This window comes from Micromonospora sp. NPDC048909, assembly GCF_040649635.1.
GTDB lineage: Bacteria > Actinomycetota > Actinomycetes > Mycobacteriales > Micromonosporaceae > Micromonospora.
This window is the reverse complement of the sequence record NZ_JBEZFU010000004.1, coordinates 304,745-321,439: the sequence shown is the minus strand read 5'-3', so window position 1 is coordinate 321,439 and position 16,695 is coordinate 304,745. Positions and strand designations below refer to the sequence as shown.

At 72.3% G+C, this 16,695-nt stretch carries 15 protein-coding genes; 4 read left to right on the top strand and 11 right to left on the bottom strand.

Annotated elements, in window-relative coordinates; translation table 11 throughout:
• Positions 1-47 precede the first annotated feature (47 nt).
• Positions 48-602, top strand: coding sequence for a GNAT family N-acetyltransferase (locus AB0C04_RS13720; protein WP_357053045.1), 555 nt, complete (start codon positions 48-50; stop codon positions 600-602).
• On the opposite strand, the gene AB0C04_RS13715 is transcribed toward AB0C04_RS13720, so the two are convergent.
• On the bottom strand, positions 501-1,778 hold the full coding sequence (locus AB0C04_RS13715) for a glycosyltransferase 87 family protein (RefSeq protein WP_357053042.1): 1,278 nt from the start codon (positions 1,776-1,778) through the stop codon (positions 501-503). The genes AB0C04_RS13720 and AB0C04_RS13715 overlap by 102 nt on opposite strands.
• A gap of 35 nt (positions 1,779-1,813) precedes the next feature.
• Here AB0C04_RS13715 and AB0C04_RS13710 point away from each other — a divergent pair, with 35 nt between their 5' ends.
• Positions 1,814-2,395, top strand: a complete 582-nt coding sequence (locus tag AB0C04_RS13710; RefSeq protein WP_357053039.1) for a GNAT family N-acetyltransferase — start codon at positions 1,814-1,816, stop codon at positions 2,393-2,395.
• Between the two features lie 143 nt (positions 2,396-2,538).
• Positions 2,539-2,919: a VOC family protein gene (locus tag AB0C04_RS13705; RefSeq protein WP_357053036.1), complete on the top strand. Its 381-nt coding sequence runs from the start codon at positions 2,539-2,541 to the stop codon at positions 2,917-2,919.
• Between the two features lie 44 nt (positions 2,920-2,963).
• Here AB0C04_RS13705 and AB0C04_RS13700 read toward each other — a convergent pair whose 3' ends face one another.
• From AB0C04_RS13700 to AB0C04_RS13685, 4 genes are all read right to left on the bottom strand, one after another.
• Complete coding sequence (locus AB0C04_RS13700) at positions 2,964-3,857, bottom strand: carbohydrate ABC transporter permease (protein WP_357053033.1); 894 nt, start codon at positions 3,855-3,857, stop codon at positions 2,964-2,966.
• Position 3,858: 1 nt separating this feature from the next.
• Positions 3,859-4,980: a sugar ABC transporter permease gene (locus tag AB0C04_RS13695; RefSeq protein WP_357053030.1), complete on the bottom strand. Its 1,122-nt coding sequence runs from the start codon at positions 4,978-4,980 to the stop codon at positions 3,859-3,861.
• Positions 4,981-5,053: 73 nt separating this feature from the next.
• A complete protein-coding gene (locus AB0C04_RS13690) occupies positions 5,054-6,304 on the bottom strand; it encodes an extracellular solute-binding protein (protein WP_357053027.1) in 1,251 nt (416 codons plus the stop codon).
• 26 nt (positions 6,305-6,330) lie between these two features.
• The gene (locus tag AB0C04_RS13685) at positions 6,331-7,323 is read right to left on the bottom strand and encodes a substrate-binding domain-containing protein (RefSeq protein WP_357053024.1); all 993 of its coding nucleotides are present in this window, start codon (positions 7,321-7,323) and stop codon (positions 6,331-6,333) included.
• 145 nt (positions 7,324-7,468) lie between these two features.
• Between AB0C04_RS13685 and AB0C04_RS13680 the strand changes: the two genes are divergently transcribed.
• Positions 7,469-9,595: a glycogen debranching N-terminal domain-containing protein gene (locus AB0C04_RS13680; protein ID WP_357053021.1), complete on the top strand. Its 2,127-nt coding sequence runs from the start codon at positions 7,469-7,471 to the stop codon at positions 9,593-9,595.
• A gap of 83 nt (positions 9,596-9,678) precedes the next feature.
• Here AB0C04_RS13680 and AB0C04_RS13675 read toward each other — a convergent pair whose 3' ends face one another.
• The 6 genes from AB0C04_RS13675 to AB0C04_RS13650 all read right to left on the bottom strand — a co-directional run bounded on the left by AB0C04_RS13675 (position 9,679) and on the right by AB0C04_RS13650 (position 16,642).
• Positions 9,679-10,167 carry a GNAT family N-acetyltransferase gene (locus tag AB0C04_RS13675; protein ID WP_357053018.1) on the bottom strand — a complete coding sequence of 163 codons (489 nt, stop codon included), beginning with the start codon at positions 10,165-10,167 and terminating at the stop codon, positions 9,679-9,681.
• Positions 10,168-10,221: 54 nt separating this feature from the next.
• On the bottom strand, positions 10,222-10,995 hold the full coding sequence (gene dapB / locus AB0C04_RS13670) for a 4-hydroxy-tetrahydrodipicolinate reductase (protein ID WP_357053015.1): 774 nt from the start codon (positions 10,993-10,995) through the stop codon (positions 10,222-10,224).
• 160 nt (positions 10,996-11,155) lie between these two features.
• The gene (locus tag AB0C04_RS13665) at positions 11,156-12,556 is read right to left on the bottom strand and encodes a pitrilysin family protein (protein ID WP_357053012.1); all 1,401 of its coding nucleotides are present in this window, start codon (positions 12,554-12,556) and stop codon (positions 11,156-11,158) included.
• Between the two features lie 48 nt (positions 12,557-12,604).
• Entirely contained in the window at positions 12,605-14,992 is a 2,388-nt protein-coding gene (locus AB0C04_RS13660; RefSeq protein ID WP_357053009.1) for a polyribonucleotide nucleotidyltransferase, read from the bottom strand.
• A gap of 224 nt (positions 14,993-15,216) precedes the next feature.
• Positions 15,217-15,486, bottom strand: coding sequence for a 30S ribosomal protein S15 (gene rpsO / locus AB0C04_RS13655; RefSeq protein WP_067302624.1), 270 nt, complete (start codon positions 15,484-15,486; stop codon positions 15,217-15,219).
• 226 nt (positions 15,487-15,712) lie between these two features.
• Positions 15,713-16,642 (bottom strand): bifunctional riboflavin kinase/FAD synthetase, encoded by a 930-nt coding sequence (locus tag AB0C04_RS13650; protein WP_357053005.1) that lies wholly within the window; start codon positions 16,640-16,642, stop codon positions 15,713-15,715.
• Between the last annotated feature and the right edge of the window lie 53 nt (positions 16,643-16,695).

The following is a 16,695-nucleotide window of genomic DNA, read 5'->3' as shown; positions in this document are numbered from 1 at the left end:
GCAGCGGGATACTGGACCTACCGCCCCGTGAGGCATAGAACGGTGCAATGCTCACCATCCGCTCCGAGGAGCCGGACGACGCCGAGGCGGTCGCCCGGGTGCACGTGCACGGCTGGCAGGCCGGCTACGCAGGGATCATGCCGGACGAGGTGCTGCGGCGGTTGAACGTGGCGGCCTGGGCGCAGCGCCGCCGCGACGTCGGCACGGCCGACCCGGAGCATCCGTTCACCACCCTGCTGGCCGAGGCGGACGGCGGGGACGTCGTCGGTTTCACCTCGTTCGGCCCGTACCGGGTCAACCAGGACCGGGCCGAACTCGACCCGGGCTGCGGCGAGGTGCTCGCCCTCTTCGTCGAGCCGGCGCACTGGGGGGACGGCACCGCCGAGACGCTGCTGACCGCGGCGCGGGACGGCCTGGCGGCCCGGGGATGGTCGGCCTACCGACTCTGGGTGCTGGCGGAGAACCACCGGGCCCGCCGGTTCTGCGAGCGGGCCGGCCTGTCACCGGACGGTGAGCGGTCGACCTATCCGGTGCCGCTGGCCGGCGGGCGCCCGCCCGTCGGCCTGGTCGAGCTGCGGTACGCCGGACGCCTCGGCGGCTGACCCGTCCCGCGCGGCCCAGCGGCGGACCGGCAGGAACGCCACCACCGCCAGGCTGATCCAGACGTAGGTGTTGCTGCCCAGGAAACCGTCGACCCCGGTGAAGTCCTTCTCCCACGCCCAGACGATCCGACTGCACAGCAACCCGTACCCGACGATGGCGGCGACCAGCAGCAGGCGGCGCCGACGGCCGCCGGCGGGCGCCCGCACGGCGTTCTCCACCAGCAGGATCAGCGCCGGCAGCAGCCAGACCAGGTGGTGCACCCAGGTCACCGGGCTGACCAGGCACATCAGCGCGCCGGTGAGGGCGAGCCCGGTCGCCTCGTCGCCGGCCGCGGCGGCGAGGCGGGAGCGCCAGGCCCAGAGCGCCAGCGTGCCGAGCACCAGCACCAGCCAGGCCAGCGTGCTCGGGTGCTCCGGGTTGAGCCGGGCGACCACGCCGCGCAGCGACTGGTTGGAGACGAACGCCAACTCGCCCACCCGGCCGGTGTTCCAGAGCGCCTCGGTCCAGAACTCGCGGGAGGCGTCCGGGAAGAGCGCGGCGGCGAGCAGGCTCGCGCCGGCCGTGGTGGCCATCGCGGTGAGCGCGGCCCGCCAGCGCCGGGTGACCAGCAGGTAGACGATGAAGATGCCCGGGGTCAGCTTGATCGCGGTGGCCAGCCCGATACCGATGCCGGCCCACCGGTTGCCGGCCGGCAGCAGCCGCAGCAGGTCGACCGCGACCAGGAAGAGCAGCAGCATGTTGACCTGGCCGAAGTTGACCGTCTCGCGCATCGGCTCGAACGCGGCGGCGAGGCAGAGCGCCACGGCGAGGGTGAACCAGGGGGTCCAGCCGGCCCGGCGGACGATCGGGTCGAGCAGCCACCAGAGGAGCACCGCGGTCACCACCACGGTGGCGGTCACGCTGACCACGATCGCCGCCACCCACGGCAGGTACGCCATCGGCAACATCACCAGGGCCGCGAACGGCGGGTAGGTGAAGCCGTACTGCGTGAAAGGACGCAGGTAGTCGTAGATCTCCCCGCCGTCGTGCACCCACCAGGTCAGCGCGCCGTAGTAGACCTGGAGGTCGAAGAAGCCGTGCCGGACGGCGGCGACGGAGAGGAACGCGGCCACCCCCACAGCGAGCAGGAGCACGCCCACGACCTGCCCGGTCGTCCTTCTGGCACCCTGCGCCACCGTCGCCTCCCTCGCCCTGCGTAGGCTCACGTCCCATGGCTCTCGGGTACGTCCGCCCGGCGCGTCCCGAGGACGCCGGCGAGATCGCACGCATCCAGCTCGCGACCTGGCGGGTCGCCTATCGCCGGATCCTCCCCCGGCACGTCCTCGACAACCTGGACGAGGCGTGGCTCGCCCGGCGGTGGACCGCCGCGGTGCAGGAGCCGCCCTCCGGCGCCCACCGCGTGCTGGTCGCCGTCGAACAGGCCGAGCAATCGTATCTGGTGGGGTTCGCCGCCTCCGGTCCGGCCGACGCCGAGGCGCTCGCCCCCGGCGAGCCGCCCGAGGCGCTGGGCGACGGCGTCGTGGCCGTCACCGACCTGCTGGTGGAGCCGCGCTGGGGCCGGCGGGGGCACGGCAGCCGGCTGCTCGCCGCCAGCGTGGACCTGTGGCGGGAGGACGCCGCCGCCCGCGCGGTGGCCTGGGCGTTCGACGCCGACGAGGCGACCCGCAAGTTCCTCACCAGCACCGGATGGGAGCCGGACGGCGCGGTGCGTGCGCTGGACGTCGACGACATGCTGGTTCCCCAACTGCGGCTGCACGTCGCGGTCCCGACCGAGCCGGTCGAGGCGGACTGACCGCACCGCCGATCGGTCCTCCACTCCCCCGTCACCGTCGTGTCGCCCGCGCACGTCAGACCGCGCGCCTACTGTGACGCAGGAAGGGCCCAGCGGCCCGGCACGACCCACCGACGGAGCACGACCGGACGAGGGAGACGACCATGTTCGCGGACTCGCGGGCGTTCAGTGGCTTCTCGGTCGACGACACCGACCAGGCACAACGGTTCTACGCCGACACCCTCGGCCTGCGGGTGACGCGGGACGACGCGATGGGCGGGCTGCTGACGCTGCACCTGGCCGGGGACCGCCCGGTGCTGGTCTATCCGAAGGCCGACCACGCGCCGGCCAGCTACACGGTGCTCAACTTCCCGGTCGAGGACGTCGACGCGACGGTCGAGGAGCTGACCGCTCGCGGGGTGACCTTCGCCCGCTACGAGGGGATGCCGCAGGACGAGAAGGGGATCATGCGCGGTAACGGGCCGACCATCGCCTGGTTCACCGACCCGGCCGGCAACATCATGTCGGTCATCGAGCAGAGCTGAGCCGGTGGCGGTCCCCGGCACACCCGCGGACCGCCACCGGTCGCTCAGCCCTTGTCGGAGCCGTCGTTGGCGTCGCGCACGAAGTAGCGCTGGAAGATCACGAAGATGATCGCGACGGGGATGGTGGCCAACAGGGCGGCGCCCAGCTTGAGCGGATACTGACTGCCCTTGCCCAGGGAGCCACTGACCAGGTCGGCCAGGCCGCGCGGCAGGGTGAACAGGTTCGGGTCCTGCACCGCCACCAGGCTGTGCGGGAACTCGTTCCAGGAGCCCTGGAAGGAGAGGATGGTCAGGGTGATCAGCGCCGGTTTCGCCATCGGCAGCACCACCGACCAGAAGGTCCGGAAGACTCCTGCCCCGTCGATCCGGGCCGCCTCCTCGACGCTGACCGGGATCGACTCGAAGAACTGCTTCATGATGAACACGCCGGCCGCGTCGACGAGCAACGGCACGATCAGGCCGGCGTAGCTGTTGTAGATGCCGAGCTGGTTGAGCACCAGGAACTTCGGGATCAGCAGCACCACGCCGGGCACCGCCATCACCGCGATGATCGCGGCGAAGAGCCCGGCCCGCCCGCGGAAGCGCAGCCGGGCCAGCGCGTAGCCGGCGAGCGAGTCGAAGAACACCCGACCCACCGTGACCAGCACGGTGACCAGCAGCGAGTTGCCGACCCAGAGCGGGAAGTTGGTGCCGGCGAAGATCCGCTCGAAGCCGGCCAGGGTCAGCGGGTCGGGAAACGGCGAGAGCGGGTTGGCCGCCGCGTCCGGCTCGGCCTTCAGCGAGTTGGCGAGCTGGATGACGAACGGGTAGAGGAAGACCAGCCCGAAGAAGACCAGCGTGGCGTACCCCAGGAAACGGGACACCAGGGTGCGGGCGGGGCGGCGGCCGCGCCGCGCGGGCGCCGCCGCGACCGGCGGGCGGTCGGTCAGCACGGCCATGTCACGACCCTTCCGGTACGCGCCGACGCCACCAGCCGCGCCGCCGCCCGACCGGGTCCCGGTCGGCCAGCACCCGGCGCTGGATCAGGGTGAGCACGATGATGATCAGGAACAGCACGAACGAGATCGCCGCACCGGAGCCGTAGTCGAAGTCCCGGAACGCGGTGCGGTACGACAGGTAGGCCGGCGTAAGGGTGGTCTTGGCCGGATCGCCCTGGCTCATCACGTAGACCTGGTCGAAGACCTGCCAGGAGCCGATCAGGCCGAGGGTGAGCACCAGGAAGGTGGTCGGCTTGATCATCGGCAGGGTGACGTGCCGGAACCGCTGCCAGCGCGTCGCCCCGTCCAGGGTGCTGGCCTCGTCCAGCGTCACCGGGACGTTCTGCAACGCGGCGAGGAACATCAGCATGAAGGTGCCGGAGGTGGTCCAGATGACCAGCGTGATGATCGAGATCATCGCCACGCTCGGCCCGGAGAGCCAGTCCCACCAGGTCAGCCCGAGCGGGCCGCCGGCGGTCATCGCGGCGGGCGGGGAGTCCACGCCGACCGCACCGAAGAGCAGATGCAGGACGCCCCGGGAGTCGGCGAACCACTCCGGCCCGTCAATGCCGACGAAGCCGAGCAGGTTGTTGATCACGCCCGAGTTGGCGAACAGGAAGAGGAAGACCACGCTGATCGCGACCGAGCTGGTGACCGAGGGGAAGTAGAAGGCGCTACGGAAGAAGCCCTTCCCCTTGAGCATCCGGTTGTTCACCATCAGCGCGAGGCCGAGGGCGAGCGCGGTCTGCACCGGCACCACGATGCCGACGTAGTAGATGTTGTTCCGGATGCTGGTCATGAAGTCGCGGCGGTCCAGCCCGTCCTCGGTGAACAGCCGGGTGTAGTTCTCGGTGCCGACGAACGGCACGTCGGCGGTGAACGGGCTGCCCTGGCCGTTCCAGTCGGTCAGGCTCACCCAGAGCGCCATCAGGATCGGCAGCAGCAGGAACAGCCCGAGGATCACGATCACCGGGGCCATGAAGAGCCAGCCGGCGGCGTTCTCGTTGCTGCGGGTGCCGCGGCCGCGCCGACGGGGCGCGTCACCGCCCGCCGTGGCCGGCGCCGCGATTGCCTCGGTCGCCATCTCCCCTCCCTCCCTGTCCGGGCGGAGGCGGGTACGGGGGCCCGGAATCTCCCCGGCCCCCCGCACCATCGCCTCAGCTGCCGCCGAGCGCCGCCTTGGCGTTCTTGTCGAAGTTCGTCAGGACGGTCTTCGGGTCGCCGTTGGCGAGGGCCTGCAGGCCGGCCTCCAGGTCCCGCAGCACGCTGTCCATCTTCGGTGCGTTCACCGGGCCCTGCGCGTACTCGACGCCGTCGATGAAGGGCTTGTCCGCCGGGAAGGCGGCGGTGTACTGGTCACGCACCGACTGTCGGGACGGCATCACGCCGAACGCGGTGGCGAAGGCCATCTGCTGCTCGCCGCTGGTCATCGCCTCGACGAACTTGATCGCCTGCTCCTTGTGCGCCGACTTGGCGGCGATCCCCCAGCACTGGGTGAAGGAGAGCGTGCCCTGCCCCTTCGGGCCGGCCGGCAGCGGGACGACCTTGTACTTCACGTTCGGGAAGTCGTTCTGCAGCGCGCCCTTGATCCAGTTGCCCTCGATGGTCATCACGGCCTTGCCCTTGCCGAACGCCTCGCCGGACCAGCCGGCGTCGAGCTGCTTGGGGTAGCGGGCCAGGCCGGTGGTCAGCATCGTCTTGACGTACTGGAGGGCGGCCAGGTTCTCCGCCGTGTCGGCGGTGGGCTGCTTGCCGTCCTTGCTCATCAGCCAGCCGCCGTTCTGCACCATGAAGGCGCCGATCCGGTCCCGGGTGTCCCCCAGCGCCAGCGCCACCTGGCCATTCGCCTTGATCTTCTGTGCGGCCGCGGTGAGCTGGTCCCAGGTGGTCGGCACGTCCGCGTCGGTCAGGCCGGCCTTCGTCCAGAGGTCCGTGTTGATCTGCAGGGCGAGGGTGGAGAAGTCCTTCGGCGCGCAGTAGAACTTGCCGTCGTAGGTGAAGGTGGTGCGCAGGCTCTCGTAGAAGTCGCCGGTGTTGCTGATCTTGTCCCCGTACGGCTCGAGGGCGCCGACGCTGGCGTAGTCGGCGAACCGGGTCGCGTCCACGTAGAAGACGTCCGGCGGGGTGCCCCCGGCGAGGGACTGGCCGAGCTGCTGGGTGAGGTCCTGCGCGGCGGTCACCGTGGCGGTGTTGCCGGAGCTGCTGGCCCACTTCGCCGCCGCCTCCTGCACCGCCTTGGTCTCCGCGTCGCCGGAGGAGCCGATCAGGATCTGGATGTTCGCCGGGCCGCTGGACTGGGCGGCGTCACCCGAGTTGTCGTCGAAGCCGCTGCCACAGGCGGCGGAGCCGAGCAGGGCGACGGCGGCGAGGCCGGCCACCGTCGCCCGGGTGAGGGTTCGAGGTGCCATCTGGTTCTCCTGTTGGGGGAAGGGGGTTAAGCGGTGTGCCGCAGGGCCAGCGAGGGCTGGAGCAGCACGGGGGCAGGGGTCTGGTGGTCGCCGTCGAGGACGGCGGTGAGCAGGTCCACGCAGCTGGCGGCGGCCTCGGCGAGAGGCTGGCTGACGCTGGTCAACCCGATCGCGGCGGCGACCGGGGTGTCGTCGAAGCCGATCACCGCGACCGCCGGGTCGGTGCCGCGGACGGCCTGCATCGCGCCGAGCGCGACCGAGTCGCTGGCGCAGACGACGGCGGTCGGCGGCTCGGCGGCGACGAGCAGGTCGCGCATCAACCGCTCGCCCTCGGCGACGCCGTCCTCGGTCGCCCGGTCCAGGTCGGTCGGATCGATGCCGGCCGCGCGCAGCGTCTCCCGCCAGCCGGCCCGCCGGTCGTCGCCGACGCCGGATCCGGCGGGCCAGCCGAGAAAACCGATCCGGCGGTGGCCGCGGGTCAACAGGTGGGCGGTGGCACGGGCGGTGCCGGCGGCTCCGTCGACGTCGACCCACGGGTGTGCGGTCGGGTCGTCCCACGGCCGGCCGAAGGTCACGAAGGCCACGCCGCGCTCGGCGAGCCAGGCCGTGCGGCTGTCACCGTGGTCGGTGCCGGTCAGCACGAAGGCATCCAGGTCGTACGCGCTGAGCAGGTCGTCGTAGGTGGCGATCTCCTGCTGGTCGTCGGCGGCGGTGTAGAGCAGGGTGCGGTAGCCCGCGGTCTCGGCGGCCTCGGTGAGGCCGTGCAGGAACCGGTCGAGGACCGAGCCGTTGATGCCGTCCCGGGTCGGCTCGATCCGGACGGCGATCAACCGGGAGCGGCCGGTGCGCATCTGCCGGGCCGCCTGGTTGGCCCGGTAGCCGAGGACGCTGATCGCCTCCTGGACCCGCTGCCGGGTCTCCTCGCGCACGATGTGCGGCGCGTTGATCACGTTGGAGACGGTCTGGCGGCTCACGTGGGCGTGCCGGGCCACCGTCGCGATGGTCACCTTTTCGGCCACAAAATCCCTCTCGCCATCTTGAACGATCCAATTTGGATACGGCAGGATTAGATCGTTCAAGTTTCTGGAATGTTTCGCACTTTGCACCGCCCGGGACGAGTTGTCAAGACGTCCGTCCCGCCCCCAAAGGATTTGGAGCCGCCCCGTGACCGAACGCCTTCTGCAACCCCTGCTGCACGAGCTGGTGGGTACCGTCCTCGCCCCCACCAGCGCGCTGGGGGACGCGACCGGGCAGATCCGCCCGGCCGGTGTCCAAGGCGTCTTCCACGCCGACGCCCGGGTGCTCTCCCGGGCCGAGCTGCGAGTCGACGACCGGGAACCCGAGGGCCTCACCCAGGGCGCCGACGGCCCGCACGCCGTGCGCTTCGTCAACCTGGCCCGGTGGCTCGGCGACCCGACCCCCGACCCGACCGTCCGGATCGAACGGCTGCGCCGGCTCACCCCGCGCGGGCTCACCGAGGAGCTGCGGATCGTCTCCACCGCCTCGGTGCCGGTGCGGGCCCGGGTCAGCCTCGAGCTCGGCTGTGACCTGGCCCCGATCGAGGTGGTCAAGTCCGGCGACGCCACCGAGGCGCTGACCGCCAAGACCGGCCGGCCCGGCGAGCTGACCTGGGCGGCCGACGGCATCACGGTCACCGTGACCGGCGACGACGCCGAGGCCGAGGCCACCGGCGAGCGGGCCAGCACGCCCCGGCTGGCCTGGCCGGTCGACCTGCCGCCCGGCGGCACGGCGGTGCTGCACTGGCGGCTGACCGTCGACGACCCGCGGGCGGTGGTGGTCTGTCCGCCGGGTGAGCCCACCTGGTCCCGGCCGGCGCTGCGGGCCGACGACCGACGGCTGGCCCGGCTCCTCGACCGCAGCCTGGACGACCTGCGCGGCCTGCGGCTGGCCGAGACCGGCGCACCGCACGACGTCTTCCTCGGCGCCGGGGTGCCCTGGTTCCTCACCCTCTTCGGGCGCGACAGCCTCTGGGCCGCCCGGATGATGCTGCCGCTCGGCACCGAGCTGGCCGCCAGCACGCTCCGGGTGCTCGCCCGCCGGCAGGGCAGCCGGGTCGACCCGAGCACCGGCGAGGCGCCCGGCAAGATCCTGCACGAGCTGCGGCGGCACGAGTTCACGCTGGACGACGGGCTACGGCTGCCGCCGGCGTACTACGGCACGGTCGACGCCACGATGCTGTGGATCAACCTGCTGCACGACTCCTGGCGCTGGGGCCTGCCGGCCGAACAGGTCGAGCCGCTGCTGCCACACCTGGAGGCGGCGCTGGGCTGGCTCGCCGACCACGCCGACGCCGACGGCGACGGGCTGGTCGAGTACATCGACACCACCGGGCACGGCCTGGCCAACCAGGGGTGGAAGGACTCCGGCGACGCCGTCCGGTTCCGCGACGGCACCCTGGCCACCGCGCCGATCGTGCTGGCCGAGGTGCAGGGCTACGCGCACGAGGCGGCCGTTCACGCCGCCGCGCTGCTCGACGCGTTCGACCGCCCCGGCGGGGAGCGTTGGCGCGGGTACGCCGACCGGCTGGCCCGCCGGTTCCGGGCCGCGTTCTGGGTGGACGGGCCGCACGGTCCCCAGCCGGCGCTCGCCCTGGACCGGGACAAGCGCCCGGTCAACTCGCTGACCAGCAACATCGGCCACCTGCTCGGCACCGGCCTGCTCTCCGGCGAGGAAGAGGCGCAGGTGGCCCGGCTGCTCGGCAGCGAGGCGCTGGCCGGTGGGTTCGGCCTGCGCACCATGTCCACCGACGACGCCGGGTTCAGCCCGCTGTCGTACCACTGCGGGTCGATCTGGGCGCACGACACCGCGATCGTGCTCGCCGGCCTGGCACGGGCCGGCTTCCGGGATGCCGCGCTCGGCCTCGCCGACGGGCTGCTCGGCGCGGCCGAGGCGTTCGACTACCGGCTGCCCGAGCTCTACGGCGGGGACGACCGGTCGCTGGTCGGCCGGCCGGTGCCGTACCCCGCGGCGTGCCGGCCGCAGGCCTGGGCCGCGGCCGGTGGGGTGCTGCTGCTCCAGGCCGCCGCCGGGCTCTACCCGGACGTGCCCGGCGGCACGGTCCGGCTCGCGCCGCTGGCCGGGCCGGAGCTGGGCGCGGTCACGGTGGAGCGGCTGCGGGTCGCCGGCGCCCCGGTCACGGTGACGGTCGACCGAGCCGGCCACCCCACCGTCACCGGCCTACCCGCCTCACTGGCCCTGATCACCGATCCCGCCACCCCGACCGTCCCCGCCCCCCGCCCCGCCCCAACCAACACCCCCACCCACCCCTGACCCGGCCCTTCCCACCAGCGTCGATCATGAGGTTTGCGGCGATCCCGATCTCCAGAGCCGCCGCAGACCTCATGATCGACCGGTCACGGGGTGGGGGTGGATGGGGTGGTCAGCTCGGCCACCAGTTCGTCGTCCTCCATCACCCCGGTGGGGCGGAAGCCGAGCGCGGTGTAGAGGGCCGCGGCGGCGGTGTTCTCCGGGTGGTACGACAGCCGGACCGGCGGGTTGCCGTCCCGAGCGGCCAGCCAGCCGGCGAGCGTGGCCACGGTGGCCCGGCCGACTCCCCGGCCCTGCTCCGCCGCGTCGATCACCATGCCGCCGATCCAGTGTGAACCGTCGTCGTCCACGCCCCACATGACGTGGCCGACGACGGTCTCGTCCGCGTACACCGCGAGCGATCGCCACACCTCGCTGTGACTGGTCAGCAGCAGGTACCGGGCGGCCAGCGCGGCCACCCAGTTCCGCTGGTCGTCACGGGGCGCGACGTCGGCCACCGCCCGCCAGTTGTCGTCGTCCACCGGGCGGAGGGTGACCCGGCGCCCGTCCCGATCGCGGTAGTCAGCATCAATCACCGGGGCAGCCTAGGACCGCGCCGGCATGGCGGCCACGCGATAATCGGCGCCGAACTAGTCGAGCAGGGCGTCCAGGCCGACGGTGAGACCGGGGCGGTTGCGCACCGCGCGGACGGCCAGCAGCACCCCGGGCATGAACGAGGCCCGGTCGTACGAGTCGTGCCGGATGGTCAGCGTCTCGCCGGTGGTCCCGAAGATCACTTCCTGGTGCGCGACCAGCCCGGTGGCCCGCACCGCGTGCACGCGCACCCCGTCGATCTCGGCGCCGCGGGCACCCGGAACCTCGTCCTTCGTGGCGTCCGGCACCGGGCCGAGACCGGCCTCGGCCCGGGCCCGGGCGATCTGCCGGGCGGTGTGCGTCGCCGTGCCGCTGGGCGCGTCGAGCTTGCGCGGGTGGTGCTGCTCGATGATCTCGACCGACTCGAAGTGTCGGGCCGCGCGGGCGGCGAACTGCATCATCAGCACCGCGCCGATGCCGAAGTTGGGGGCGATCACCACGCCGACCCCGGGCCTGCGGGCCAGCCAGCCGCGCACCCGCTCCAGCCGCTGCTCGGTGAAGCCGGTCGTGCCGACCACCACGCTGATCCCCTGGTCGATGCACCAGTGCAGGTTGTCCATGACGACGTCCGGGGTGGTGAAGTCGACGACCACCTCGGCGCCGGCGTCCGAGGCGGCGAAGAGGCCGTCGCCCTGGTCGATCATCGCCACCAACTCCAGGTCGGACGCCGCGTCGACGGCCTTGCACACCTCGACGCCCATCCGGCCCCGGGCGCCGAGCACGCCCACCCGCAGCGGCTCGACCGGGTTTCTCTCCTGCTCGTCACTCACGGGCCACAACCTATCCCAATCAAGACGCCCCCCACCCCGCAGTCCGCACACCCTGGACTGTCGCGTCGATCATGCAGTTGTGCTGGGTGACGAAACGCGCGAATACGGCTCAACCTGGCACCACGACTGCATGATCGGCGCCGGCAGGGGGCGCGCGGGGTCAGGGGGTGCTGAAGTCGGTGGGGGCGAAGGGGCCTACCACGGCCAGGGACATCGGCCGGGCGAGCAGCTCGGCGGCGAGGGTGTTGACCTCCTCGACGGTCACCGCGTCGACCCGGGAGAGCAGCTCGTCGACCGGCATCAGGTCGCCGTAGAGCAGCTCGCCCTTGGCCAGCCGGCTCATCCGCGAGCCGGTGTCCTCCAGGCCCAGCACGAACGACCCCTTGGACATCCCCTTGCCCCGGGCCACCTCGGCCTCGGTCAGCCCGCCGGCGGCCACCCGGGCCAGCTCGGCGCGGGTCAGCTGGAGCACCTCGTCCACCTTGCCCGGCGCGCAGCCGGCGTAGACGGCGAAGAGGCCGGTGTCGGCGTACTGGCTCGCGTAGGAGTAGACCGAGTAGGCCAGGCCGCGCTGCTCGCGGATCTCCTGGAACAGCCGGCTGGACATACCCCCGCCGAGCACGTTGTTCAGCACGCCCAGGGCGAACCGGCGCTCGTCGGCCCGGTCGATGCCCGGGCAGCCGAGGATGATGTGCGCCTGCTCGGTCTCCTTCGACTCGACCAGGGTGGCCGCCGGCTGGGTGCGTACGGCCGGGGTGGTCGGGCGGTGCAGCGCGGGCACCGCGGCGTCGGTGTCCAGTGGCGTGTCGCGCAGCGCCTGCCGGACCAGCTTGACCACCGCCGCGTGGTCCAGGTTGCCGGCGGCGGCGATGACGATCTGCGGAGCGGTGTAGCGGCTGCGGTAGAAGTCCTGGATCTGCCGCCGGGTCATCGGGGTGACCGTCTCCTCGGTGCCGGAGATCAACCGGCCCAGCGGATGGTCGCCGTAGACGGCCTGGACGAAGAGGTCGTGCACCTCGTCACCGGGCTCGTCGTCGTGCATGGCGATCTCTTCGAGGATCACGCCCCGTTCGGTCTCGACGTCCGCCTCCTCCAGCACGGAGTCGGCGACCAGGTCGCACATCACGTCGATCGCCAGCGGCAGGTCCTCGTCCAGCACGCGGGCGTAGTAGCAGGTGTACTCCTTGGTGGTGAAGGCGTTGGTCTCGCCGCCCACCGCCTCGATCGCCGAGGAGATCTCCAGCGCGCTGCGCTTGCGGGTGCCCTTGAAGAGCAGATGCTCCAGGAAGTGCGCGGCACCGGACTGCGGGCCGGTCTCGTCCCGCGAGCCGACCGCCACCCAGATGCCGAACGACACACTGCGCATCGCCGGAATCGCCTCGGTGAGCACGCGCAGCCCACTGGGGAGCACGGTACGCCGTACCGTGCCGCCCAACGGGTCGTCGCTGATCGTCCGGGTCACCGCCCGGGCGGCGCCGCCGGAGCGACCCGCCCCGGCGGCCCCGGACGGAGCCACCCCCCGTCGATCCGGCGGAAACGGCGCACGAATGGCCCGACTCACGTGTTGCTCCCAGATCGACGAGGGGTGGAGGTGCTGCGGTACGGACGGTCAGCTGTGCCGGGTCCGGCGGCGCGGACGCTCGCCGCCCTCGCCACCCTCGCCGCCGCCGCCCTCGCCACGGTCGCCGCGCTCCGGGCCACGGGCACCCCGGTCGCCACCGCGCTCGCGGTCGCCCCGGTCACGCGGACCCCGGTCGCCCCGGTCCCGGCCAGCCGGCCGGTCGCCACCGGCGGCCTCACCGGCAGCCGGCGCCTCGGCGCCCTCCGGGCGGACCTTGTCCAGGTAGATCTTGCCGCGGGCGTCGATGTCCGCGATCTCGACCTCGACCCGGTCGCCGACGTTGAGGAAGTCCTCAACCCGCTCGACCCGCTTGCCGTCGCCCACCTTGGAGATGTGCAGCAGGCCGTCGCGGCCCGGCAGGAGCGAGATGAACGCGCCGAACGCGGCGGTCTTGACCACCGTGCCGAGGAACCGCTCCCCGGTCTTCGGCAGCGTCGGGTTGGCGATCCCGTTGATCCGGTCGACCGCCGCCTGGGCCGACGGCCCGTTGGTGGCGCCGACGTAGATCGTGCCGTCGTCCTCGATGGAGATCTCGGCGCCGGTCTCGTCCTGGATCGCGTTGATGGTCTGCCCCTTCGGGCCGATCACCATGCCGATCTTGTCGACCGGGATCTTGACGGTGGTGACCCGCGGCGCGTACTCCGACATCTCGGCCGGCGCCTCGATCGCGGCCTGCATCACGCCGAGGATGGTCTGCCGGGCCTCGTTCGCCTGCTGCAGCGCGGCGGCCAGCACGTCCGACGGGATGCCGTCGAGCTTGGTGTCGAGCTGGAGCGCGGTGACGAACTCCGGCGTGCCGGCGACCTTGAAGTCCATGTCACCGAACGCGTCCTCGGCACCGAGGATGTCGGTCAGCGTCACGTACTGGGTCTTGCCGTCGACCTCGTCGGAGATGAGGCCCATGGCGATGCCGGCGACCGGCGCCTTCAGCGGCACACCGGCGCTGAGCAGGCCCAGCGTCGAGGCGCAGACCGAACCCATCGAGGTGGAGCCGTTGGAGCCGAGCGCCTCGGAGACCTGCCGGATGGCGTACGGGAACTCCTCGCGCGACGGCAGCACCGGGATCAGCGCCCGCTCGGCGAGCGCGCCGTGGCCGATCTCCCGCCGCTTCGGCGAGCCGACCCGGCCGGTCTCACCGGTCGAGTAGGGCGGGAAGTTGTAGTTGTGCATGTAGCGCTTGCGGTTCTCCGGGGAGAGGGTGTCGACCATCTGCTCCATGCGCAGCATGTTGAGCGTGGTGACGCCGAGGATCTGGGTCTCGCCGCGCTCGAACAGCGCCGAGCCGTGCACCCGCGGCAGCACGCCGACCTCGGCGGTCAGCGGACGGATGTCGCGCGGGCCGCGGCCGTCGATGCGGATCTGCTCGCGCAGCACCCGGTTGCGCACCTCGGACTTGGTCAGCGACCGGAAGGCGGCGCTGAGCTCCTTCTCCCGACCCTCGAACCGACCGCCGAGCTCCTCGGCGACCTTGGCCTTGACCCGGTCCAGGGCCTCCTCGCGGTCGGCCTTGCCGGCGATCTGGAGCGCCTCGGCCACCTCGGCGCGGGCCAGGTCGGCCACCGCCGCGAAGGCGTCGTCCTGGTAGTCCAGGAAGACCGGGAACTCGGCGACCGGCTTGGCGGCCACCTCGGCCAGCTCGCTCTGCGCGCGGCACAGCTCGCGGATCGCCGGCTTCGCGGCCTCCAGGCCGCTGGCCACGATCTCCTCGGTCGGAGCGGTGGCGCCGCCCGCGATCAGGGTCACCGCGTTCGGCGTCGCCTCGGCCTCGACCATCATGATCGCGACATCGCCGTCGGGCAGGGTGCGGCCGGCCACGACCATGTCGAAGGTGGCCCGGGCCAGCTCCTCCAGGGTCGGGAAGGCGACCCACTGGCCGTCGATGTGCGCGACCCGGGTCGCCCCGATCGGCCCGGAGAACGGCAGGCCGGAGAGCTTGGTGGACATCGAGGCGGCGTTGATCGCCACGACGTCGTACGGGTGCTGCGGGTCGAGCGCGAGGACGGTCTCGACGACCTGGACCTCGTTGCGCAGGCCCTTGACGAACGACGGGCGCAGCGGCCGGTCGATCAGCCGGCAGGTGAGGATGGCGTCCTCGCTGGGCCGGCCCTCGCGGCGGAAGAACGAGCCGGGGATCCGGCCCGCGGCGTACATCCGCTCCTCGACGTCGACGGTCAGCGGGAAGAAGTCGAACTGCTCCTTCGGCTGCTTGCCGGCGGTGGTGGCGGAGAGGACCACCGTCTCGCCCAGCTGGGCGACGACGGAGCCGGCGGCCTGACGGGCGAGCCGGCCGGTGGAGAAAGTGATCTCACGGGTGCCGAAGGACCCGTTGTCGATCACGGCGGTGCGGGATTCGGTGCCGAGGTTGGTCTCGGTCATGTGCTGTCGTGCTCCTTCGCGTCGTGGGCCCACGACACGGGGAGCTGCTCAGACGGCCGGTCTTCGATCGAAGCGCCCGGGTGGCCGGCATGATGCCGGGATTCCCGGGGGCCACTACCGGAGACCGGTACGCTGACCGGCTCCCTGTCGGGTGGTCGCGCGGCCCTGTTCTTCTGTGGTACCGGAAACGGGGGAGCGGCCCGGTGGGCCACTCCCCCGTCACGTCATCGGCGCAGGCCGAGCCGCTCGATGAGCGACCGGTAGCGGTTGATGTCCTTCTTCTGGACGTAGTTGAGCAGCCGACGGCGACGGCCGACCAGCAGCAGCAGCCCACGGCGGCTGTGGTGGTCGTGCTTGTGCACCTTCAGGTGCTCGGTCAGCTCAGCGATCCGCTTGGTGAGGACCGCGACCTGCACCTCCGGCGAACCGGTGTCGCCCTCGGCGGTCGCGTACTCCGAGCGGATCTTGGCCTTGGCTTCCTGGTCGAGCGCCATGTTCTCCCTGTTTCGATGGGTTGATCAGTGGTGTCCGCCGTCCGTCCGGTGGACCGGACTCGGACCGGTACCTCGCACCCGCGGCGTCGAGCAGGCACGCGAGGCCCCACGTCGGTCATCCGACGTCCCCGCCAGACTACCAGTTGTCGCCGGGAGCACCCGGTCAAGGGCCACGTGCCGGGTTCGCGCCGCGCCGCCGGAAGCACCCGACGGGCGCCCGGGGTGGTCAGCCGAGCGCCCGGCGGGTCCGCTCGACGTCCTGCTGCATCTGGGCGATCAACGGCTCGATCGAGTCGTAGCGCACCTGACCGCGCAGGTGCGCCACGAAGTCCAGCGCCAGCCGCTCGCCGTAGAGGTCACCGTCGAAGTCCAGGGCGTACGCCTCCACCCGCCGCTCCCGGCCGGAGAAGGTCGGATTGGTGCCGACGGAGACGGCCGCCATCAGCGGCTCCCGCTGACCCCGGCGGATCAGCCGGGCGGCGTAGACCCCGTCGGCGGGGATCGCGGCGTACCGGTGGCAGAGCAGGTTGGCAGTCGGAAAGCCCAGCTCGCGGCCGCGCTGGTCGCCCCGGACCACCACGCCCTCCACCCGGTGCGGCCGGCCCAGCGCGGCCGCCGCGGCGCCCACGTCCCCGGCGTCGACGCACGAGCGGATGTACGTCGAGGAGAAGACGGTGCCGTCCCCGGCCACCAGCGGGGCGGCCTCGATCCCGAAGCCGAAGGTCCGGCCCAGCCGCTCCAGCAGCGCCACGTCACCGGCGGCCTTGTGGCCGAAGCGGAAGTTGTCGCCGACCACCACCAGCGCGGCGTGCAGGTGTTCGACCAGGACGTCGTGCACGAACGCCTCGGCCGGCAGCCGGGAGAACTCGGGGGTGAACGGCACCACACAGAGCACGTCGGCGCCGAGCGCCTCGATCAACTCCGCCTTGCGCGCCTGTTCGGTGAGCACCGCCGGGTGCGAGCCGGGGCGCACCACCTCGGCCGGGTGCGGGTCGAAGGTGACCACCACCGACTGCACGCCCAGCTTCCGCGCCCGGGCCACGGTGTGCCCGATGGTCGCCTGGTGCCCCTTGTGCACGCCGTCGAAGACACCGATGGTGACGACCGAGCGCCCCCACCCGCCGGGCGCCGCGTCGTACCCCCGCCACCGCTGCATGCCGCTCCTCCCCTGCTCTCCGTCCGGCCCCGCCGGCCGGCCCCGCGAACCCG

What these genes read in the sequence shown, in the direction of transcription:
- AB0C04_RS13705 (WP_357053036.1), top strand. Translation starts at nt 2,539, where the DNA reads ATGTTCGCGGACTCGCGGGCGTTCAGTGGCTTCTCGGTCGACGACACC.
- AB0C04_RS13690 (WP_357053027.1), bottom strand. Translation starts at nt 6,304, where the DNA reads ATGGCACCTCGAACCCTCACCCGGGCGACGGTGGCCGGCCTCGCCGCC.
- AB0C04_RS13710 (WP_357053039.1), top strand. Translation starts at nt 1,814, where the DNA reads ATGGCTCTCGGGTACGTCCGCCCGGCGCGTCCCGAGGACGCCGGCGAG.
- AB0C04_RS13650 (WP_357053005.1), bottom strand. Translation starts at nt 16,642, where the DNA reads ATGCAGCGGTGGCGGGGGTACGACGCGGCGCCCGGCGGGTGGGGGCGC.
- AB0C04_RS13700 (WP_357053033.1), bottom strand. Translation starts at nt 3,857, where the DNA reads ATGGCCGTGCTGACCGACCGCCCGCCGGTCGCGGCGGCGCCCGCGCGG.
- rpsO (WP_067302624.1), bottom strand. Translation starts at nt 15,486, where the DNA reads ATGGCGCTCGACCAGGAAGCCAAGGCCAAGATCCGCTCGGAGTACGCG.
- AB0C04_RS13720 (WP_357053045.1), top strand. Translation starts at nt 48, where the DNA reads ATGCTCACCATCCGCTCCGAGGAGCCGGACGACGCCGAGGCGGTCGCC.
- AB0C04_RS13695 (WP_357053030.1), bottom strand. Translation starts at nt 4,980, where the DNA reads ATGGCGACCGAGGCAATCGCGGCGCCGGCCACGGCGGGCGGTGACGCG.
- AB0C04_RS13660 (WP_357053009.1), bottom strand. Translation starts at nt 14,992, where the DNA reads ATGACCGAGACCAACCTCGGCACCGAATCCCGCACCGCCGTGATCGAC.